The organism is Salinicoccus sp. Marseille-QA3875 (genome assembly GCF_054950095.1).
Genome location: NZ_CM143103.1, coordinates 1,888,641 through 1,909,243, shown reverse-complemented (window position 1 = coordinate 1,909,243; position 20,603 = coordinate 1,888,641). Strand labels below are relative to the sequence as shown.

Below are 20,603 nucleotides of genomic sequence, written 5' to 3'. Positions count from 1 at the left end.
ATTTATATATTGCGTTTCTTTGAATAGTACTTTTGTGCATCCTGGATTTCTTCCCTGATTTCTGACATTTCCTCATCCAGGAGGAACGCCGCTTCTGCAGCATTCTGCAATCTTCTTTTGATCTCCGGCGGATATTCGCCGGAATATTTATAGTTTAATGTATGTTCGATGGTCGCCCAGAAATTCATCGCGAGTGTGCGGATCTGTATTTCTGCAAGTATGACGACCGGACCATCGATCGATTCCACCGGATATTCGATGATCAGATGATACGAACGGTAGCCGCTCTCCTTTGTGTTTTCCACATAATCACGCTCTTCGATGACTTTCATATCTGCGCGCATTCTGATATGGTCGCAGATCAGTTCGATATCATCGACGAACTGGCACATGATCCTGATACCTGCGATATCGTACATTTCCTCACGCAGCCTGTCATACGGTATATTGCGTGTACTTGCCTTTTCAATGATGCTCTGCACCGGTTTGACGCGTGCCGTGACAAACTCCACCGGTGAGTATTTACGGTTCAGCTGATAATCTTTACGGATCCCCTTAAGTTTGATCTTCAGTTCTTCGACTGATTGTTGATAGGGCGCAAGAAATTCATCCCATCCATCCATCTAAACGCCTCCAGTTATTTCTACTCGGTTCATTATTATTTCGGGGGCCATTTCCAACGTTCTCTCTAATCCCTTTCAGTATAGCATTTCATGATGTTTTCTTCATGTTTTCCCCTTGCAGCAGAAGAGTCTTCCGTCCGCTGCCGACGCATTTTATTTTACCATAACACCATGGCTTTGATAATCTCTTAAATCTGTTTACTTTACAGTCCATTTTAAATTTTAGATAATATGTATTAAGGAGTGAGACAATGCCGGAGTTGGAAATTGAATTTAAAAATTTGCTGACAGCGAAAGAACATGATACTTTATACAACACTTTCTTCAAATCGGAGAAAAAGCAATCCCTTGTCAACTACTACATAGATACAGAAAATCTGGATCTCAGAAAAAATACACTGCTTCTCAGAATACGCGTGATATCAGGTAAGCAGATGATGACTTTGAAGGCACCCATTGAAAAAGGTGTTTTGGAATTCAATGCAGAGGTCGATTTTGATTTGAAGACGGTCCGGAAACTGTCGTATGACGACCTTCCTGAAATCATTACCCATGAATTGAAAACAAGAAACATCGATGACGATGAACTGATCATATACGGCAGCCTTGTGACCGAACGTTTTGAAACGGATTACAAGGACGGCCTGCTCGTGCTCGACCGGAGCGCCTACCTGGATACAGACGATTTTGAAATCGAGTATGAAGTGTCCGACTACGATCAGGGTGAGACGAGATTTGACCACCTGCTCGAAGAATACAAAATCGAACGCCGTCCGGAAATGACGAAGAGTGAACGCTTTTATCAGGTCTTAAGGAAAGAAAAGGATGAGTCTTAATGGTCAAGAAGAACCCGCTGTCAAACCCATATAAAGCCATCGGTACAGAGAAATTATTTGAAATGATCGACCGTTTCTACTACTATGTTGAACGTGATGACCGGATCAACTATTTGTTTCCGGGAGATTTTAAAGAGACAGCCTTCAAACAAAAGCTGTTTCAAGTCCAGTTTCTGGGCGGACCGAACTTGTATATCCAGGAATACGGCCACCCGATGATGAAGGCGCGCCATATGCCGTTCGTCATTACGCCGTATGCGAAAGAGGCATGGCTTGAGAATATGTACCAGGCGATGCTTGATGTGGAGATTCCGGAGGAGCTGCGTGACTTTTTATTCCAAAGATATACGATGACAGCAAACCATATGGTGAATACACCGGACTAAATTACAGTCAAGTGTGATTATGAGTAAGGAGGAGCTTCGATGGACCGTATGACACAGGAATGGCCGACGGTGCAGCCGACCGATCAGAAGGTTGAGATATTCTATTTCTTCGACCCGTTTTCCGAACAGTGCCGTGAAATGGAACCGATCATCAACAAACTGATCATCGAGTACCGCGGATATGTCACCATTCAAAAGATACTTGCCCCGTCTCTGACAGTTTTGACAAAATGTCAGGCACAGTCAACCTCAGACCATGATAATCTCGCACTTGCCTACAAAGCAGCGGAAGTACAGGGCCGTAACAAGGCACGTGCATTCATGCGATATATTTTAAACCGTATCATGCCGACAAAAAGCATCTGCACTTACGATCACATGTATAAAAGTGCACAGCTTGCCGGTTTGGACGTACAAAGCTTTTTCGAAGAAATAAACTCCAGCACTGTTAAAAGCATGCTGAAAAGAGACCTTGCCGTATACCGTGAAATGGATATCGAGGAACTCCCTTCGATGGTGTTCTTCAGCGGTGATATACACTCCGAAGGCATCAAAGTGGAAGGTGTATACCCGTATCATATTTTCACCTATATCATCAATGAACTGCTCGATCTGGACATAGAGAAAAAACCACTGCCGAGCATTTATGATTACATCGAATCATTTGAAGTCGTGAGCTTCCATGAGCTTAAAACCGTTTTCGAATGGCGCACGGGGCTGCTGCTGAATGAATTGAAGAAACTGAGGCTGCAGCGCCTGATCGAGGAAGTCACGACGGATGAAGCAACGTATTACCAGGTCCGCGGCGGGACCCGGGTCCTGGATAATGTGCATTGAGCGGACGATCGGTTTTTATTTTTAATATGATTTTCAAGTAGTTTATAAATTTTAAGCCTGCTGAGTGGAAAACCGCCGCTTCGCAGGTTTTTTCGATAGTTAATGTTAATATTAATATTGGAAGATGGTTTTTTAAAGGAGGAGAGATTGTTGCTGGCAGAATACTTATCATCCATGAAGATTTTTGAGGCGTTGACGGAACCGGAAATCGAGTCGCTTGCCGGTATTGCGCTCCATAAGAATGTTGAGAAGAATACACATCTGTTCCATATGAGTGAGGAGATGACGAGCTTTTTCTTCGTCGTCAGCGGGAATGTGAAGATTTACAGAATCGACGAGGAAGGCCGCGAGCAGATCATCAATTTCTTCGGAGAGCGGGAAATGTTTCCGCATCACGCCATTTTCAGGACGGATCCCTACCCGGCGAGTGCGATGACGACCGAGAAATCCGAAGTGATCGTCATTGATAAAGCTGAATTCGAGGACCTGGTGCGGAGCCAGCCGGATATTGCGGTTAAATTGTTCAAATACATAGGTGAGATCATCATCGACCTCCAGCACAGGCTGCAGGAAAAAATCTTGAAACCGACCGACGAGCAGGTGCTGCTTCTGATCCGCCGGCTCGCCCATGCCCACGGGCTCGTGCTTGGTGACGGCCGCCGGGAGATTACGCTGAAGCTGACCAAGCAGGAGATGGCCAGCATGATCGGACTGACCCGCGAAACCGTCAGCCGCAATATTTCCATGTTCCGGAAAACCGGGATTATCGATATTGACGGTGCGGGTCGGATGATTGTGGATCTTGAGGAGCTGGAGACCTATTTGTGATTGGTGAGGGTTGATGTTGGCTGCTCGTTAATGACGCATCCCCGGGTGCGGGATGCACCAATAGACGTTTAACGGCTCGTCCTGGGAAGCGGGATGACCCAATAGACGTTTAACGGACCGTCCCGGGAAGCGGGATGACCCAATAGACGGTTAACGGCTCGTCCCTCGATGCGGGATGACCCAATAGACGGTTAACGGCTCGTCCCGGGGCGCGGGATGAACCAATAGACGCTTAACGGACCGTCCCAGGAAGCGGGATGCGCCAATAGACGCTTAACGGCTCGTCCCGGGAAGCGGGATGAACCAATAGACGCTTAACGGACCGTCCCAGGAAGCGGGATGCGCCAATAGACGCTTAACGGCTCGTCCCGGGAAGCGGGATGAACCAATAGACGCTTAACGGCTCGTCCCGGGAAGCGGGATGTATCGCGAGGCGTTTAATGCGTCGTCCCGGGAGGCGGGATGCGTTATTATAGCTATATATCCAGTCGCTGCCGGCCAACCCAATCTCCACTTGACCGATAGAACAACGCTTCCGGCCAAACGAACCGCCACTTGGCCGATAGAATCCGATTCATTCGTATATACATAAAGAACCCGCATATCAAGTCAACTTTGATATGCGGGTTCAGTTTCGTTCATGCCCCGGACTCTTCTGAGTCTTCGCCGAAGTACTGGCTCTGGTCGGTGAACAGCACGAGCAGGATGTACATGATGATACATAGCACGAAGAATGCGAATCCCCAGCCGACTGTCTGCTGGTCGATCATCAAATAGTTGTTGCACAGTGTGCTTTCTGAAAATATATATAGATATGTCATGACTGAGAAGATGAACATTAAAATCAAGAACAAAATGATCTCGAATGTCTGGGAGATTTTCTTCCAGCTGTCCCTGAGGGGCACACCGGCGAGAAACGGCAGCGATACAAATTTCCATAGTTCCACAAACCATATTTCGAGTGCTTCGTCCATCGTGCGCGGGAGCATCCAGTAGAGCAGGATGACGAGGAACAACACGACGCCGGGCAGGCCGGTTTTATTATAATTATCGAACACACCCCCGAAATGTTTCTGAAAGAACGGCGCCATCAAAAGTCCTGAAACAAACAGCAGCAGCATCTGCATATGCATGTGAAAGGCCATTACCGACTCGAGCAGGTCTCTCACGGGCGGCAGTGCTAAAAATAAGAATAATGCCAAGCCGTACCAGAATTGTTTCATTGTGCAGCAACCTCCTCCTCCTCATCCGAATCATCCGATTCAACCGCTTCAATAATCGTCTCCGCTGCTTCATCGACTTCGCGGTAATCCAGCACTTCACCAAGACGGCCGTCGGGTTCGATCAGATAAAATGATGTATTATGCTGGAAATCTGCATCGCCTTCAGGAATGACCGTCACTTCATACATGTTCAAAATCTCTTCTAAATCATCGTCATCGGGCACGCGGAGCATTCTCCAGCTCTCACCGTCGGCATCGAAGTAACCGGCGTATCTGTCCAGCACTTCAACCGTATCGCGTTCCGTATCGAACGACATGCTGAGAAATACCAGGTCGTCTCCGTATTTCTCCATATCGATCATATCATACACATATTTCATATTCGATGACATTTCCGGGCACGCGGTTGCGCATGATGTGTAAATAAACGTCATGAGCATGTGCCTGCCTTCGAACGCATCAAAATTGTACTCGCGGCCTTTATTGTCAACGACTTCGATATTCGGGAACTCAGGCGGCTGTGCTTTCAGATTCTGCAGCCTCTGCGCTTCCATTGTTAATGCGCTGAATCCGCTTGTTGAGAAAAAAAGCAGGAGGCCGCCCAGGATTAGAATGACTCCGCTGATTATGAGTTCTTTTTTCATCTCCGGCAACCTCCTTCAAATATTATTCATCAAGTTAGAATGTACGTATCGGCGGTGATCCGGGCGGTGCATTGCCGATGATGTCGACGAGCGGTACGACGTAACCCATCGAGATGATCAGTATCGCAACGATGACCCAGAGACCCCAGTTTTCCGTCCATTTCGGTGTTTTGTGTGCATCTTCTTCCTGTTCTTCGACTACCATGAATTCCGTATAGCCTTTCGGTGCAAGGAACATCAGATGGAACACGATGTAGACGATGAGGACGACCCCTGCGAATAACAGCGTCCCCCCTGCGCCGAGGAAGATCAAGTACGGATCCCATGCAAGCGCGGTCTCGTGTCCACCGTATGTCGTGTACTCCGTACGGCGCGGTGAACCGATCAGCCCGACGTAGCTCATGGAGAGCGACATGAACAGCATGCCGACCGTCCAGATCATCGTCTGCCATATGCCGAGGTTGTGAATCTTCTTGGTCAGCACTCTTCCTGACAGATGCGGAATCAGCCAGTAGACCAGTCCGAAGAATGTCAGTACGACTGCGACCCCGACGGTCACGTGGAAGTGTCCGACGACCCATAGCGTGTTATGGACCACCTGGTTCAGCTGGTTGTTCGTCTGGGCGATACCGCCCGCTCCGCCGAAGATGAATGAAATCATCGCCAGCATGATGGCAAGGAATCTGACGTCATGCCAGGGCAGTTTCCAGAACCAGCCGAGAAGGCCTTTCCCGCCGCGTCTGCGTCCCGTTCTCTCCAAAGTCGCAAACAGTGCGAATGCCGTCAACAATGAAGGTACAGCGATCGCGAGACTCATGAACAAGTGCATGAATTTCAAGCCTTCAGTGAATCCCGGGTCCACAATCTGGTGGTGGAACCCGCCCGGCACGTTCAGTACGACGATCAGGATGACGACCGCTCTCGCGAGCGAGTCACTGAACAGCTTGCCGCCGATGACTTTAGGCACGACCATGTACCACGCCGAAACCGCAACCAGGTACCAGACGTTGACGAGCGTATGTCCGAATGCCCAGAATAAAGTTCTCGTCAAGAGGACGTTTATCGTATCGATCCAGCCGAGTGTCCACGGGATGATGTAAAATACTTCCGCTGCGACGAATGCCGTACCGAATGTGATCAGTACGTACACGCCGACTGCGAAAAATGCGAACAATGGCAGATGCTTGCCCTTATTCTGTTTCTTCCATCTGAATGCGCTGATGAATACACCGATTCCAGACATCCAGATGTTCAGTACGACAAATACGAGTCCGATGTAGAACCACGGGTTCGCCGCCATCGGTGCATAGAATGTGTACAGTACCGTCGCTTCTCCGGCGAGGACCATGATCGCTACGAGTATCGCCCCGACCATGAAAATACCGTATGCGACCCATCCCAGGGTCTTTATTCCTTTAGTGAGTCCGCCGAGGACGTAGTCCACCGCCGACCATAAGTAACCGTTCATGAATAATGTCGTAAAGGCCAGTATGAGTAAAATGCCGTGCAGCGACAATATTTCATAATAGTTCAAGCCGCCGACGATTTCGAGCACGCCTGCGCGGTTCAGCCCCTGGATCAGTCCGAAAAATCCGCCGACAAGGAGCAGAGCGAATGCTGTTGCCATGTTCGTAAGTGCCAGTTTATTTGCAGTGACGATTCTAAGTGGTTTCTTCATCGTCTCACTCCTCTACCGTAATTGTTGCAGACATCATATGGTGGCCGGTACCGCAGTATTCGTTACATACCATAATGTACTCGCCCGCTTCATGGAACGTCTGTGTGATTTCCTGGATATAGCCGGGAATTACCATCGTGTTCAAGTTTGTGTGTGGTACGTTGACCCCGTGCACCACGTCTTTGGTCGCCATTCTGAATGTCACTTCAGCGCCTTCAGGCACCGAGATTTCACTCGGTTCAAACTGGAATGCCTGCAGCGTCATGATGACTTCATACTCATTATCGCCAACTTCATAGACGCCCGGTTCCGAAAATTCCGGATGCTCCTCCACCGTCTGCGGATCGATATGCTCCTTATGTGACGGCGGTGCCATGCCCATTGCGAATGCCTGGTATCCTGTAATACCCATCGCAATGATGATGATGACGACCGCAACGATCATCCAGATTTCTTCCATCTTGTTCATTTTCATTGTATTAAGACTCCCTTCTTAACCTGTTTTTAGAAACGTAATAGGAATAATACGAGCAATACCCCGGTCCATAAAACAATCGAACCGCCGACGAAGAACAATGTTGAAAATAAAGTCCCCTTCAAAGTCAGATCTTCAGGTGCGCTTCTTTCAACCGGCTTTTCCTCTTCTCTTAATTTCTCTGCCATGGATAAACCCTCCTGTTTGATTTGTTTTCGTTTTTAACTTGTCTCTATTGTATAACTGCTTTGATACAGGTATTGTGATTTACGTCACACCTTGGGAGTTTATTGAAATAAAAAAATAAGTCCCAATATTCTGATATATCAGGACATAAAAAAGCAGCACACCTTCTATAGTGTGCTGCTTTAAACAAAGGGGATGGGAGAAATTTTTCACTGTTTAACAAAGGGGTATGTTTTTCAGTGATAAAATTTTCATGTATAAAATATAACATCCCTGCTGGCTTCAAGCAACATTATGAACAGCTTTTCACAATTTGTTCATAATGTAAACGTATTCACATACTTACTTGTATTTAAAGACTGTACATGTTGACGTTTTTCAGCTTATTCCGCTTCTTCGAGCAGTCTTTCAAACTCATCCAGCTGACTTTCAAATACTCTCATCGCATGGTCAATCGGCTCTCTCGTCGTCATATCGACACCCGCATTTTTAAGAATTTCGATCGGGTAGTTTGAGGAACCTTTCTTTAAAAACTCATTGATATAACGGTCGCGCACTTCTTCTCCGCCGTCAAGCACTTGTTTCGACAGTGTCGCTGCTGCAGCATACCCTGTTGAATACTGGTATACATAATAGTTCATATAGAAGTGCGGGATGCGTGCCCACTCCACTTCGATGAATTCATCGTAGTCCACCGCATCGCCATAATATTTCTTATTGAGTCCGCCGTACACTTCGTCGAGCTTCGATGCTGTCAGCGGTACACCTTCCTCTTTCAATCTGTGAATTTCATGCTCGAACTCGGCAAACATCGTCTGACGGAAGACAGTTCCTCTGAAGCCTTCAAGCTGCTGGTTCAGAAGATAAAGCTTCTTCTTCGTATCATCCAGATTTTCATACATGTAGTCTGCAAGCAGCGCCTCGTTGAAAGTACTCGCCACTTCCGCAACGAAAATCGAATATCCCGCCTGGTTCGACGTCTGGTTTTTACGGCTGTAGTAGCTGTGCACCGAATGGCCGAACTCGTGCGCAAGCGTAAACAGGTTGTCTACGTTATTCTGCCAGTTCATTAAAATAAAAGGATTGGTGCCGTATGTGCCGGACGAATACGCGCCGCTCCGTTTCCCTTTATTTTCATAAATGTCGACCCAGCGGTTGTTCAGTCCTTCGTTCAGGATGCTTAAATAGTCGTCGCCCATCGGTGACAGACCCCGCTTAAGCCAGTCTTTCGCCTCATCATAGGACACTTCAAAGTCGACATCCTCGATCAGCGGTGTATAAATATCATACATTTTAAGTGAATCCAGTTTCAGAACCTTTTTGCGCAGCTCCATATAGCGGTGCATCAAGTGCAGGTTGTCATTGACTGTCGACACAAGCTGGTCGTAAACACTTTCCGGAATATGGTTGTTCTGCAGCGCCTGGTGGCGGCTCGATTCATATCCGCGCACATTCGCACTGAAGACGTGCGTATTCACAACACCTGAAAGGGTTTGGCTGAGTGTATTTTTGAACGCGCCGTACTTGCTGTATAAGTTTTCATATGCGGATTTTCTGAGCGCTCTGTCCGGCGATTTCAACAGGTCGATGTATGTCCCCTGCGTAAGGGCATGTTCGTTACCTTCTGAATCGACAGCCGGCTCGAACTCGAGATCCGCGTTATTGAACATGCCGTATACGGAAGACGGTGTCGACATGACTTCGCCCGCCTGCGCCAGCAGTTTTTCTTCTTTATCACTCAGTATATGCGGGCGCTCATCATTTAAAATTTCGAGATCGAACTTGAATTCTTTCAGACGATCATCCTGGATGAAAGTTTTCAATGTCTCTTCGTCAAGCTTCAAGATTTCAGGCGTCAGGAAACTCCATGCCGAACTGTATTTGACGGCGAGCGTCCTTGCCCGTGATTCCAGTGCGCTGTAAGTATCGTTCGATGTATCCTGGTCATGCTTCAAATGTGCGTAGACGAATAATCTGCCGAGCCTGTCCCCCAGTTCTCGCTCTGTTTCAAGCGCTTCCGCCAATTTTTCAGCAGAATCTATATTACCTTTGAATTGTTCTTCATCCCCTAGATGTGATTCCAGTTTTTCATATTCCTTATCAAAAGCTTCATCACTTTCAAAAATCGTGGTCAAGTCCCACGTATTTTCCAGTTTCTGCTCATCTCTCGTTATGACTTCCGCCATTTTAACCCCTCCATATTTATGATGTTTCAATTTTCTCAATTTTTCTGATAAATTTCAAGTTCCGGACGTTATTGTGAATTGTATAACATGATGTATTCTTCGATCAGTCTGTTTGACAGCACGTCGATGCGGGGAGCGTCAAACATGATCCTCGGCTTCAGCATCTCCTTGAACAGCGTTTTGCTGAACGTCCCGCGCTCAAGATGGTAGTAGATGAAGAGCTTCCACTCGAGCGGCGAATTCATCACATAGCGGTCATTCGGCGTGCTGTACGTCAAGTACTCCGGCAGTGTCTCCACGGTCAACCCCAGATGATATAAAAAAGTCAGCGTCAAGTTCTGGACCGTCCGCTGACTTTTCTCCCGTGCGATGATGTTTTTCAATTCACGGGTGGAGAGCTTTCTATTGGTGATGTGTTTTTGTGCCGGGCCTCCTGCGATGAGTTCTTTCGGAGTGATATGTTCTTTTCTGTAATTGAACCGGTTGCACCCCATATGGCTGCCGATGTGCCAGACCGTAATGGCGTGGCTTTTCAGATCGATGGTGTATATTTTGTGGCCCGATTGTGTCGACAGCTGAAAATGCGTGGGATACATATAATTGGCGTCGTGTTTCATGGATGCCGTATCGAGCAGCCACGTCGCCTCGATGCCGAGGGATGCATATCCTTTCGTCCGCTTGACAATCAGCGCCGGTGAAATTTGGGACAGCTGTATTTCCAGCGCATGGTTTTTATTTATAAGCAGATCCGCGATCTGTTCAATTTCATGCAAATAAAATTCCATGGCCGTATGATGGTGCGGTGTGAGCTCGAGGTACAGCACGTGCTTCAGCTCCAGATGCTTGGCCGACTCGCGTTTATACAAATAGCGCATGCAGTCGATGATGTGGAGATGTGAAAAATGCGCTGCCTTGACTCCGCCGCGCTTCAGTGTAAGACGTGAATTACAGACCGGGCAGAAATATTTCTGACCTCTTTCGGCATTTTCGGCGGTAATCTGTTCACCCTGGTCGTTCATTGCTGATATCAAAATAAAAACCCCCTTTTATATATATGCCGAAAAAGGGGGTTTTTGATTTATTTTATTGTTAAATAAATTATTTTTCTTGGAAAAATCTTCTTACTTGACGACGGACGTTGTGGCTCATGATAATTTGACCATACTCCTCAATCAATGCCGGTGCGACGTCTGACGGACTGCTATACTCGGTTAAAGAAGCCTCTATGCCTTCAATTTCGACTTTTGACAGACGATTGTCGAAAATAACCTGGTAATAGTATTCATCATTGTAGACATGCAACAGGTCCTCATATACCGTTTCATCCTGATCGACCTGGTGGGCATATTCAATCAGAGTTTCAAAATCATCAAATTTGACCAATGCAAACTGCTCGGCAACCTTTGATTTCCCTCTGCTGTCAGTTTCATCTATGGCATTGTTCAGAAAAGATTCTATATCGTTGTTATTGACGTTCATATTTGATTGGTCCATTGAATAATCTTCCTCACCATTTTGAGACTTGGAAACGACGACTTCGATACCACGGTCATATGCATGCACCTGAATCCATAAGGGACCTTCCATGCCAAAGCCTTCACCGTGTTCCACGTTGACTTCATCCATGACCGACCAGAAGAATTCCTCGCCGCGTTTTCTGTTCATCCACAGCTCATCCCTGTCAAAGCCGCGCTTTTCAATATCTGCATAAGTCATAAAGAATTTTATCGTGGACTCATTAACACGTTCTATCCTCATTGATTTCACTTCCTCTCACAAGAGAATTCTTACTTATAGTATACCTTCATTTACAATAATAAAACAAATACATTGATTTTGTTCTGTAAAGTATACTGAAAATGCCTGCAGATTTCAACAAATCTGCAGGCATTCCAATTAGTATATATCAGTTTATATAAGGGGGGATAAAACTGAATTTTAAATTATTAGCGGAAGATTTACATTTCTGCGAGTCTTTTAGCTTCAAGAAGGTGGAAGTTTCTAACTTTACGAGGTAAGAAACGACGGATCTCATCTTCGTTGTAGCCGACCTGCAGACGTTTTTCATCCATGATTATCGGTCTTCTCAAGAGACCTGGATTTTCCATAATTAACGTGTATAATTCTTTCATAGGTAATGACTCGATATCCACATTTAATTTTTGGAAAGTTTTTGAACGAGTTGAAATAATTTCATCTGTACCATCTTCTGTCATTCTGAGAATGGCTTTAACTTCTTCTAAAGTTAATGGCTCAGAGAATATATTTCTTTCAGTATACGGAATTTCATTTTCTTGTAACCACGCTTTAGCTTTTCGGCAAGACGTGCAACTTGGAGAAGTAAACAATGTTACCATATAAATCACACTCCAATACTCAATTAGATTTGTAATATTAGTATACCCCATGTGGGACAAAATGTAACCATCCTTAAGAATGATTATGTTCTCTAACTAACTTACAATTCATATTATAACGGTCCAACATTAAAATGAAATGAGAAAACGTTAATAAAACACAAAAATTTAGAAAAATTATATTTCTGTCACATTTGGTTTCATGTCATTTTAAGTACGGCTGTATTGCAGTTATGTACGAATTTTATTATCATTATATTATTAAGACTAAAATCGACAGTCAAAAGGGAAGGTAACTAAAATGAAAACATTATTCTCAGGCGTACAGCCGAGCGGTATTCCGACAATCGGAAACTACCTGGGCGCTTATAAACAATTCACTGAACTTCAGCATGAATATGACTCCTATTTCTGCATCGTCGACCAGCATGCAATCACAGTACCGCAGGACAGATTGAAATTAAGGGACAACACGAAAACTCTGGCAGCCATCTACCTGGCGTCAGGACTCGATCCGGAGAAGATCACTCTTTTCGTCCAGAGTGAAGTCGCAGCACATGCAAAGGCAAGCTGGATGCTGCAGTGCGTGAGCTACATCGGTGAGCTCGAGCGCATGACGCAGTACAAGGATAAGGCGCAGAAGCAGAGCTCAAAGGACGGCATCAACGTCGGACTCCTTACATACCCGACTTTGATGGCAGCGGATATTCTGTTGTACAGCGCAAGCGTCGTACCGGTCGGTGATGACCAGGACCAGCATCTTGAGCTGACGCGCACACTCGCAGAGCGTTTCAACAACAGATATAATGACATCTTCACAGTGCCGGAAGTGAAACACCCAGAAGTCGGCGGCCGCATTATGAGCCTGAACGACCCGACCCGTAAAATGAGTAAGAGTGATGATAATGCGAAATCATTCATTTCACTGCTTGATAACCCGAAAACCGCTGCGAAGAAAATCCGCAGTGCAGTGACAGATTCAGGTTCTGAAATTGTTTTCGATAAAGATAATAAGCCGGGGATTTCGAATCTGCTGACGATTTACAGCGGACTGACTGATAAGAGCATCAAAGACCTTGAGTCCGAGTATGCAGGAAAGAGCTACGGCGACTTCAAAGTTGCACTCGGCGAAGTCGTCGAGACATTTCTGGCTGACTTCCAAGGACGTGTGAACGAATACGTCGAGAGTGGACGCATTGACGACATTTTAGACGAAGGACGCGAGCGCGCGAGCAGGAAAGCCGATAAGATGGTCGAAAAAATGGAGCGCGCGATGGGGCTCGGCCGTAAGAGAAAATAATTTTTGCTGACGAGTTCCTACTATAATATGTATATTTGAATAAAGAGCCGCACACCGCGAGAAGTGTGTGGTTCTTTATGTTGGTTTGCTTTGGCTGGTGGGTTTTAGTGGTTGACGCGTCATCCCGGGGCGCGGGATGCAGGAAATAAAGAATCGTCAAAGCTATATTCAGTTCCCATCGGCCAAACCAATCTTCACTTGGCCGATAGAACGCCCCCACCGCCTAGCTCTTTATTCCATAAAAAACCTCTCCCCGTATCCGGAGAGAGGTTCGAATCAATTATTTTTCATATTTCTTAAATAACAGTGATGCGTTGTGTCCGCCGAAGCCAAGACTGTTGCTCATCGCGTATTTGATGTCGCTTTCGACAACACCGTCCGGTACGTAGTTGAGATCACATTCCGGGTCCGGGTTGGTCAGGTTGATTGTCGGGTGGACTTTACCATTCTGCAGGCTCAATGAAGCGATTATCGCTTCGACTGCGCCGGTTGCTCCGAGCAGGTGTCCTGTCATGGATTTAGTCGAGTTCACCAGCAGGTTCGGTGCGTGTTCGCCGAACACTGTTTTCAGCGCGAGTGTTTCATACAGGTCGTTATAGCCTGTACTTGTACCGTGTGCATTGATGTACCCGACCTCTTCCGGCTCAACTTCTGCATCTTTCAATGCTTCTGCCATAGCACGGGCGCCGCCTTCGCCATTTTCAGCTGGTGCTGTAATATGGTAGGCGTCGCCTGTCATGCCATAACCGACGATTTCTGCATAGATGTGTGCACCGCGTGCAAGTGCGTGTTCCAATTCTTCAATGACGACAACGCCTGCACCTTCACCGATGACGAAGCCGTCACGGTCTTTGGAGAATGGCACGGATGCATAATCCGGATCTTCCGACTTGGAGAGGGCTCTGTTCGCCTGGAACCCTGCAACGCCCATTTCAGTGATCGGTGACTCTGTACCGCCTGAAATCATTACATCGGCCTGACCGCGTTCAATGATTTTATAAGCATCACCGATTGAGTTTGTACCTGTCGCACATGCTGTAACTGTTGCACCGTTCGGTCCTTTTGCACCATGGCGGATGGACACTTGTCCACTAGCCATATCCGGTATCATCATCGGTACGAAAAATGGACTCACCCGGCGCGGCCCTTTTTCATACAATACTTTGAAACCGTCCTGAAGTGCCTGGATGCCGCCGATTCCTGAACCGATCCACACGCCTACACGTGTATCATTGTTCTCATCTATTACAAGACCTGAGTCTTTCACCGCTTCATCAGAAGCGACGACCGCATACTGTGTGAAACGGTCCATCCTTCTTGATTCTTTTTTATCTAAGTAGTCTTCAATGTTGAAGTCTTTCAATTCACCAGCAACATGGATGCTGAATTCACTGTTGTCGAACCTTGTGATCTTATCAATACCGTTCACACCATCCAGTGCATTTTCCCATGTTTCTTTTGCTGTGTTTCCGATTGGTGTGAGTGCACCAATCCCCGTAATTACGACTCTTCGCTTAGTCATGTTTCTCCTCCTTATTCTTACCCCAAGTCAGACAAATTGCTCCCCAGGTCAGGCCGCCGCCAAAGCCGACCAACACAAGGTTATCTCCTGCCTTTATCTTACCATTTTTCAGCTCGTGATGAATACTGAGAGGTATGGAGGCAGCAGAAGTATTGCCATATTTATCTATTGTACAGCTCATTTTGTCTTTTGGCATGTTCATCCGCTCGCGTGCCGCATCCATGATGCGGATGTTTGCCTGATGCGGTACGAGCATGTCGATATCATCTGCTTCGAAACCTGCTTTTTCAGTGACGTTCACACTGGATTCACCCATCTGACGGACGGCGAACTTGAATACTTCGCGTCCGTTCATGTGCAGCTTGCCGGTTTCAGAATCATCATATAGATGAGGACCGCCGCTGCCTTTACTGCCGAGCTCAAACGACTTGATTCCGAAGCCCTCACCCACTTCACCGATGACAGCAGCACCCGCGCCGTCCCCGAATAGGACTGCAGTCGAGCGGTCTGTAAAATCAGTGATCTTGGACAGCTTGTCCACACCGACGATCAATACATTCTTATATGTGCCCGCTTCGATGAACTGGCTCGCTGTGACCATACTGTAAATAAAACCGGTACATGCTGCGAGCTGGTCCATTGATGGTACGTTGGAGAGCCCAAGTCTGTCCTGCACAATATTGGCAACAGAAGGGAAACGGTGGTCCCCGGTGGAAGTCGCTACGATGACCAGATCTATATCTTCTTTATCGACGCCGGAGTCTTCGAGTGCCTGCTCCGCAGCAAGCACTGCCATATCAGACGTTTCCATATCGTCTTCTGCGAAACGGCGTTCTTTTATTCCCGTCATTTCTGTAATCCATTCATCTGATGTATCCAGAATTTTTTCGAAATCAAAATTGGTGAATACTTTATCGGGCACATAGGTACCTAAACCTAATACGCCTACATTTTTCATTTGACCACACCTTATAATCTCATATTATAACTTGGTACTAATTTATCATAAAACCTGTAATTTCACAAATAAAAAAAGACACCCACTTTTGAAGTGAGTGTCCTAAGATGTGTTTATTCAGAGAAGCCGACCTGGTATAATCCGCCACCTGTAAGACTGTTATAACCTTCTGAATCATGGCCGAATTCTTCACTCCAGCCAACGACATTTTCATTTACCGGTGTAACATATGCACGGTAAAGTGTCGGTGCAACCGGAATGTCTTCGACCATCAGTTCCTGCCACTCGTGGTAGATTTCAGTACGCGTATCAGTATCAAGTGCTTCTTCAGAGTTACCTCTTTGGATCAGTTCAGAACTTTCTTCTGTTTCATAACGCGGATAATTGAACGGTGCTTCAGGACCGTATAATCCACCCGGGTCAACATCCGTACCTACGCCCCATGCGCCCTGGTAGATGTCGATGCCTTCGTCATCATTTTCAACCATATCGTAGAATGTATTGAATTCGATCAGACGGCCGTCTGTTTTAACAACGTTCAGGCCGACTTCTCTCCATGACTGGATATAGTAGTTCGTAAGCGGTTCAGCAACGTCCCCGCCGCTCATGGATGCCATCTGGATTTCAAGCGGCTCGCCGTCCGGTGTTTCACGGAATCCGTCGCCGTCTGTATCTTCGTATCCTGCTTCGTCAAGAATTCTTTCTGCTTCTTCAGGATCATATTCCGGTACATCAAGATCATCTTTATGGAATGCTGCGTGGTAAGGTGTAATCAGTGATGTCGCTTTCCAGCGCAGGCCGTTGTAGAACTGTTCGCCTACTGCATCGTTGTCCATTGCATGCCACATTGCACGGCGTAATTCAACGTCACCCATCTTCATTTCTTCAGGTGTGTAGTTTACACGTCCTTCTTCTGCATCCCAGTTACCCAGCTTAAAGCCGATGTAAGTGTATGCTGCATCAAGCTGTCCAAGCCATTCGACACCTTCCATATCCGCTACATCCGGATACTGGTCGGTCGGGAAGCTCATCGCTACATCAATATTGCCGCTTTCCATTGCGTTCGCAATCGAAGAAGTCGGTGTGACTTCAACAGTGATGCCGTCAAGGTTCGGTTCGCCTCTCCAGTAGTCTTCATATTTAGTCAGAACAATCGCCTCACCCGGTGTGATTGATTCCACCTGGTACGGTCCGATTCCGATCGGGTTCTCACGTGTCTGTTCTGCTGTTGTCATATCTGCAACTTCGACACCTTCATAATGGTGTTCCGGGAATGCATAGAACCAGAAACCACCGTTAGTCAGTGAAGGTGCAAGTTCTGTATAAGTAAATACTGCTGTCTGCTCATCGATGATTTCAATACCTGAAATCTCATCCGCTTCACCAGCCTGATACTCACTGTAACCTTCGATTAGAGTGAATCCGTCCGTCGTACCGCGGACGCCGTCATAGTCAGGATGTCCGATGACTTCGTATGAAGCGACATAGTCGGAAATCTTGAGCGGCTCGCCGTCATGCCATGTCACCCCGTCCTGCACAGTGAATGTCACAGTGTTGTCATCTTCATTCATTTCATAAGTGATTGCACCGTCATTCGTTGCAATCTGGTTTTCATCAAACGTGAATACTGATTCATCGAAGAAACTCATCATATCAGCATCCGGAGCACCTTGATAGAACGCCCAGTTCAAAGTACCTTCAAAAGGAGTGTCTGAACCGTAACCGACTGTCAGTTCCCCTTCCCCTGTCGGATCAGCGTCGTTAGAAACGACTTGCGGGAAATCTTCATAGTTGTATACTTCGCCGCCGTCAGCAGCGCTGTCATCACCTGATTCTGAATCGCCACCTTCTTCTGAACCTGCATCCGAGCCTTCTTCAGATGTATCATCCTCCGAAGAGTCGCCGTTACCACAGGCAGCGAGTGCCAATACAAAGATCAGCATCGTAAAAAACATTAATCTTGACCACGAAAATTTCGTCATCATTTTTCCTCCCCCATTATAGAAAATTAAACTGAATATATACTAAAGTCCAGTCCCCTGAAACTCAGTACCAGAAATTGGATAAGTATTTCATTTTATATTTTTATAAATGAAATGCCTTTGAAAATAATATTATCACAATTATCTGAAAAGACAATATGCAATTCTTTATTTTCATGTTAAATGTAAATTTATACCATTATGTATAATCTCTTGTATGATTTTTACAGACACTTGAAAACTGGTCTGTTTCTTTACTCCATGTATAATTTTATATTTGTAATTTAATTCTGATATTTTCAGTCTTCTTGAACATTTAGTGAATGCAGTTTGTCCCTCTATTATAAATTGTTATATTTTGTATGTAAAGCGCTTTCACAACATTTAACAAAGTTATTGTAAAAATTCAACAATACTTGTTCTTTTAAATTTCGTCATATTTCTTCTAAAAAAACAGCGGCCGTAAAAGCCGCTGTCCAATCATATTAAGCCTGTCTCTGTCTTGCGTCCCCGGCACGTCTCAATGCTTCACCGATATTACGCACACATAACATCAGGACTAAGATCATCAATGCCGCCGGCAGCCATACCCACCATCTGTGCTGCAGTGTCTGAGTCTGCGTGGCATAAGAAAGCAGCGTTCCAAGAGACGGATAGTCCTCCGGGAAACCGAAGCCAAGGAATGAAAGCCCTGACTCGATGCCGATATTTGCAGCGAGTGATAAAGTGCCGTTTACGATGATGATTCCGACCAGGTTCGGCATCAACTGTGAAAATATGATTTTAATGGGTGGTGTCCCCAGTGTTTTGGATGCATTGACATAATCAAGCTCTTTCTCCTGCAGTGCCAATGAACGTATCAGCCTTGCCGTGCCCATCCATAAGAACGCCGCCATGATCGCACTGAATGTCCAAATATCATAAGATGGCACAATTGTAACGAAAACGATGACGATCATCAGGAATGGCAGTACAAGGAAGAAGTCGACGACACGCATTAAAGCATTATCAATCTGTCCGCCGAAGTAGCCTGAAATCAATCCGTATATGATACCAAAGCCGACACTCATCAATGTCACCAGGAAACCGATGGCAAGCGAATTCCTCGTACCGATGATCAGCTGGCCGAATATATCACGACCTCCGTAGTCTGTACCCAGCCTGAATTCTTCGCCCGGCGGCTGATGTATCGCGAACAGATCGACGAATACGATCTGTGCCTGGTCAAGGAACATCGTCAAGCCGAATACGTAGGCTGTAATCGAGACGAATACAATCAACGAGAATAAAGCCAGCTTATCCGCTATCAGTTCCTGCACCAATACTTTCCAGCCCGGTGTACTCTTCGGAAGATTTTTATAATCCAATCCGCCGTGGTCACCGGCACCCGGCGGCATATCCGATTTCATATGCGTCGACATTTCAGAAGTGCCGTGAAGCCTTTCATCCCCTCGATTTCCGTAAGGGTCCCTGCCGTCCGAATCACGGGAAGTGCTCTGTTCGTCACTTGCCCTGCGGTTCTGCCTTTCGGTTTCTTCCTGAGATGCATCAGTCGTCTCTTCATTTGTCATATTGTTCAAATCTTTATCTTTTTGACTCATTTTACATCCCTCCCCTACTTGATTCGAATCCTTGGATCCACGATACTCAGAATGATGTCGGATAACAGTGCACCGACGATGGTCAGAAATCCGTAGAATAATATCAGTACGTTGGCAACGCTGAAGTCCCTCGTCTGAATGGACTCAAGGAACAGTGCGCCCATGCCCGGATATGCATATACCCATTCGATGAATATGGAACCGCCGAGCAGCCCGACGAGTTCATATCCGAAGAAAGCGGCAATCGGTATGATGGCATTTCTGAATATATGTTTAAGATATAATGATACCTGCTTGACCCCTTTGGCACGTGCAAGCATGACGTAGTCTTTCTGCTGCGCTTCGATGACACCACTTCTCAAGTACTGTACAGTTCCGACCAGCCCGATCAGGGCGATTGAGAAACTCGGCAGTATCAGGTGGTTTATTTTACTTAAAATATAATCGACCGATCCCGGTTCAAGTCCGGCGCCCACACTTCCATTTGTCGGAAAAGTGCCGAAATGATAACCGAAAATCCAAAGCATCACAAGACCGAACACGAAAGTCGGCGTCGCAAAACCTAAGTAAGTATAACCTGTAATCACTGAATCGAGCATCGAGTCCTTATAGCGGCCAGAAATCAGGCCTAATGGAATACCGATGACATAAATTATGATGACAGAGAATAAAGACAGCCAGATCGTGTTCATCAGCCTGTCCCCGATAACATCCATCACCGGTCTCTGGTGGAATATCGACTGTCCGAAATCCCCCTGGAACATGGCGACGACCCAGTCCCTGTACTGTATGTACCAAGGATCGTTAAGTCCTAAAGCTTCGCGTCGCGCTTCGATCGCATCAGCCGGTATCGATGGATCAATCAGACCGGACAGCGCATCCCCCGGCATCAGTGACCCCATGAAAAATACAAGCACACTGAGCAGGATGAGCTGCGGGAAAGTGATAAGTAACCGTCTTAACGTAAATTTAATCATAGAT

General features: G+C 46.3%; 20 protein-coding genes. 5 read left to right on the top strand and 15 right to left on the bottom strand.

All coding sequences use genetic code 11. The features are described 5' to 3' along the window. Positions 1–2: 2 nt before the first annotated feature. The gene (gene yjbM, locus ACY8DT_RS09880) at positions 3–623 is read right to left on the bottom strand and encodes a GTP diphosphokinase (RefSeq protein WP_462420138.1); all 621 of its coding nucleotides are present in this window, start codon (positions 621–623) and stop codon (positions 3–5) included. A 251-nt stretch (positions 624–874) separates the two neighbouring features. Here yjbM and ACY8DT_RS09875 point away from each other — a divergent pair, with 251 nt between their 5' ends. The 4 genes from ACY8DT_RS09875 (at position 875) to ACY8DT_RS09860 (ending at position 3,510) form a co-directional block, all read left to right on the top strand. Further along, positions 875–1,459: a CYTH domain-containing protein gene (locus ACY8DT_RS09875; RefSeq protein WP_462420137.1), complete on the top strand. Its 585-nt coding sequence runs from the start codon at positions 875–877 to the stop codon at positions 1,457–1,459. Then, positions 1,459–1,845, top strand: a complete 387-nt coding sequence (locus tag ACY8DT_RS09870; protein ID WP_462420136.1) for a globin domain-containing protein — start codon at positions 1,459–1,461, stop codon at positions 1,843–1,845. The genes ACY8DT_RS09875 and ACY8DT_RS09870 overlap by 1 nt, the downstream gene beginning before the upstream one ends. A 39-nt stretch (positions 1,846–1,884) precedes the next feature. After that, positions 1,885–2,682 carry a DsbA family protein gene (locus tag ACY8DT_RS09865; RefSeq protein WP_462420135.1) on the top strand — a complete coding sequence of 266 codons (798 nt, stop codon included), beginning with the start codon at positions 1,885–1,887 and terminating at the stop codon, positions 2,680–2,682. A 150-nt stretch (positions 2,683–2,832) separates the two neighbouring features. Then, complete coding sequence (locus tag ACY8DT_RS09860) at positions 2,833–3,510, top strand: Crp/Fnr family transcriptional regulator (RefSeq protein WP_462420134.1); 678 nt, start codon at positions 2,833–2,835, stop codon at positions 3,508–3,510. 638 nt (positions 3,511–4,148) lie between these two features. Here ACY8DT_RS09860 and ACY8DT_RS09855 read toward each other — a convergent pair. The 9 genes from ACY8DT_RS09855 to spxA all read right to left on the bottom strand — a co-directional run bounded on the left by ACY8DT_RS09855 (position 4,149) and on the right by spxA (position 12,259). Further along, a complete protein-coding gene (locus ACY8DT_RS09855; protein WP_462420133.1) occupies positions 4,149–4,733 on the bottom strand; it encodes a hypothetical protein in 585 nt (194 codons plus the stop codon). Continuing rightward, complete coding sequence (locus ACY8DT_RS09850) at positions 4,730–5,377, bottom strand: SCO family protein (RefSeq protein ID WP_462420132.1); 648 nt, start codon at positions 5,375–5,377, stop codon at positions 4,730–4,732. Before ACY8DT_RS09850 ends, ACY8DT_RS09855 begins: the two co-directional genes overlap by 4 nt. 34 nt (positions 5,378–5,411) lie before the next feature. Then, positions 5,412–7,055, bottom strand: coding sequence for a cbb3-type cytochrome c oxidase subunit I (locus ACY8DT_RS09845; RefSeq protein WP_462420131.1), 1,644 nt, complete (start codon positions 7,053–7,055; stop codon positions 5,412–5,414). A 4-nt stretch (positions 7,056–7,059) separates the two neighbouring features. After that, positions 7,060–7,530: a cytochrome c oxidase subunit II gene (locus tag ACY8DT_RS09840; protein ID WP_462420130.1), complete on the bottom strand. Its 471-nt coding sequence runs from the start codon at positions 7,528–7,530 to the stop codon at positions 7,060–7,062. Between the two features lie 29 nt (positions 7,531–7,559). Further along, positions 7,560–7,718 carry a hypothetical protein gene (locus ACY8DT_RS09835; protein ID WP_462420129.1) on the bottom strand — a complete coding sequence of 53 codons (159 nt, stop codon included), beginning with the start codon at positions 7,716–7,718 and terminating at the stop codon, positions 7,560–7,562. Positions 7,719–8,099: 381 nt separating this feature from the next. Beyond that, on the bottom strand, positions 8,100–9,902 hold the full coding sequence (pepF, locus tag ACY8DT_RS09830; protein ID WP_462420128.1) for an oligoendopeptidase F: 1,803 nt from the start codon (positions 9,900–9,902) through the stop codon (positions 8,100–8,102). Positions 9,903–9,970: 68 nt separating this feature from the next. Further along, positions 9,971–10,933 (bottom strand): competence protein CoiA, encoded by a 963-nt coding sequence (locus tag ACY8DT_RS09825; protein WP_462420127.1) that lies wholly within the window; start codon positions 10,931–10,933, stop codon positions 9,971–9,973. Between the two features lie 67 nt (positions 10,934–11,000). Beyond that, positions 11,001–11,660, bottom strand: coding sequence for an adaptor protein MecA (gene mecA, locus ACY8DT_RS09820; protein WP_462420126.1), 660 nt, complete (start codon positions 11,658–11,660; stop codon positions 11,001–11,003). A 200-nt stretch (positions 11,661–11,860) separates the two neighbouring features. Beyond that, positions 11,861–12,259 carry a transcriptional regulator SpxA gene (spxA, locus tag ACY8DT_RS09815; protein ID WP_097042729.1) on the bottom strand — a complete coding sequence of 133 codons (399 nt, stop codon included), beginning with the start codon at positions 12,257–12,259 and terminating at the stop codon, positions 11,861–11,863. Positions 12,260–12,560: 301 nt separating this feature from the next. Here spxA and trpS point away from each other — a divergent pair, with 301 nt between their 5' ends. Beyond that, positions 12,561–13,559: a tryptophan--tRNA ligase gene (trpS, locus tag ACY8DT_RS09810; RefSeq protein ID WP_462420125.1), complete on the top strand. Its 999-nt coding sequence runs from the start codon at positions 12,561–12,563 to the stop codon at positions 13,557–13,559. 280 nt (positions 13,560–13,839) lie between these two features. On the opposite strand, the gene fabF is transcribed toward trpS, so the two are convergent. From fabF to ACY8DT_RS09785, 5 genes are all read right to left on the bottom strand, one after another. Continuing rightward, entirely contained in the window at positions 13,840–15,081 is a 1,242-nt protein-coding gene (gene fabF / locus ACY8DT_RS09805; RefSeq protein WP_462420124.1) for a beta-ketoacyl-ACP synthase II, read from the bottom strand. Continuing rightward, positions 15,074–16,039 (bottom strand): beta-ketoacyl-ACP synthase III, encoded by a 966-nt coding sequence (locus ACY8DT_RS09800; protein WP_462420123.1) that lies wholly within the window; start codon positions 16,037–16,039, stop codon positions 15,074–15,076. The genes fabF and ACY8DT_RS09800 overlap by 8 nt, the downstream gene beginning before the upstream one ends. A gap of 113 nt (positions 16,040–16,152) precedes the next feature. Then, complete coding sequence (locus tag ACY8DT_RS09795; RefSeq protein WP_462420122.1) at positions 16,153–18,024, bottom strand: oligopeptide ABC transporter substrate-binding protein; 1,872 nt, start codon at positions 18,022–18,024, stop codon at positions 16,153–16,155. Positions 18,025–18,506: 482 nt separating this feature from the next. Next, positions 18,507–19,418 carry an ABC transporter permease gene (locus ACY8DT_RS09790; RefSeq protein WP_462422257.1) on the bottom strand — a complete coding sequence of 304 codons (912 nt, stop codon included), beginning with the start codon at positions 19,416–19,418 and terminating at the stop codon, positions 18,507–18,509. Between the two features lie 218 nt (positions 19,419–19,636). Next, on the bottom strand, positions 19,637–20,599 hold the full coding sequence (locus tag ACY8DT_RS09785) for an ABC transporter permease (RefSeq protein WP_462420121.1): 963 nt from the start codon (positions 20,597–20,599) through the stop codon (positions 19,637–19,639). Between the last annotated feature and the right edge of the window lie 4 nt (positions 20,600–20,603).

Bases quoted from the DNA above. Each gene is read 5' to 3' on its own strand.
- yjbM (WP_462420138.1), bottom strand. From the start codon at position 623: ATGGATGGATGGGATGAATTTCTTGCGCCCTATCAACAATCAGTCGAA.
- ACY8DT_RS09875 (WP_462420137.1), top strand. From the start codon at position 875: ATGCCGGAGTTGGAAATTGAATTTAAAAATTTGCTGACAGCGAAAGAA.
- ACY8DT_RS09870 (WP_462420136.1), top strand. From the start codon at position 1,459: ATGGTCAAGAAGAACCCGCTGTCAAACCCATATAAAGCCATCGGTACA.
- ACY8DT_RS09865 (WP_462420135.1), top strand. From the start codon at position 1,885: ATGGACCGTATGACACAGGAATGGCCGACGGTGCAGCCGACCGATCAG.
- ACY8DT_RS09855 (WP_462420133.1), bottom strand. From the start codon at position 4,733: ATGAAACAATTCTGGTACGGCTTGGCATTATTCTTATTTTTAGCACTG.
- ACY8DT_RS09850 (WP_462420132.1), bottom strand. From the start codon at position 5,377: ATGAAAAAAGAACTCATAATCAGCGGAGTCATTCTAATCCTGGGCGGC.
- ACY8DT_RS09845 (WP_462420131.1), bottom strand. From the start codon at position 7,055: ATGAAGAAACCACTTAGAATCGTCACTGCAAATAAACTGGCACTTACG.
- ACY8DT_RS09840 (WP_462420130.1), bottom strand. From the start codon at position 7,530: ATGAAAATGAACAAGATGGAAGAAATCTGGATGATCGTTGCGGTCGTC.
- ACY8DT_RS09835 (WP_462420129.1), bottom strand. From the start codon at position 7,718: ATGGCAGAGAAATTAAGAGAAGAGGAAAAGCCGGTTGAAAGAAGCGCA.
- pepF (WP_462420128.1), bottom strand. From the start codon at position 9,902: ATGGCGGAAGTCATAACGAGAGATGAGCAGAAACTGGAAAATACGTGG.
- mecA (WP_462420126.1), bottom strand. From the start codon at position 11,660: ATGAGGATAGAACGTGTTAATGAGTCCACGATAAAATTCTTTATGACT.
- spxA (WP_097042729.1), bottom strand. From the start codon at position 12,259: ATGGTAACATTGTTTACTTCTCCAAGTTGCACGTCTTGCCGAAAAGCT.
- trpS (WP_462420125.1), top strand. From the start codon at position 12,561: ATGAAAACATTATTCTCAGGCGTACAGCCGAGCGGTATTCCGACAATC.
- fabF (WP_462420124.1), bottom strand. From the start codon at position 15,081: ATGACTAAGCGAAGAGTCGTAATTACGGGGATTGGTGCACTCACACCA.
- ACY8DT_RS09800 (WP_462420123.1), bottom strand. From the start codon at position 16,039: ATGAAAAATGTAGGCGTATTAGGTTTAGGTACCTATGTGCCCGATAAA.
- ACY8DT_RS09795 (WP_462420122.1), bottom strand. From the start codon at position 18,024: ATGATGACGAAATTTTCGTGGTCAAGATTAATGTTTTTTACGATGCTG.
- ACY8DT_RS09790 (WP_462422257.1), bottom strand. From the start codon at position 19,418: ATGCCGCCGGGTGCCGGTGACCACGGCGGATTGGATTATAAAAATCTT.
- ACY8DT_RS09785 (WP_462420121.1), bottom strand. From the start codon at position 20,599: ATGATTAAATTTACGTTAAGACGGTTACTTATCACTTTCCCGCAGCTC.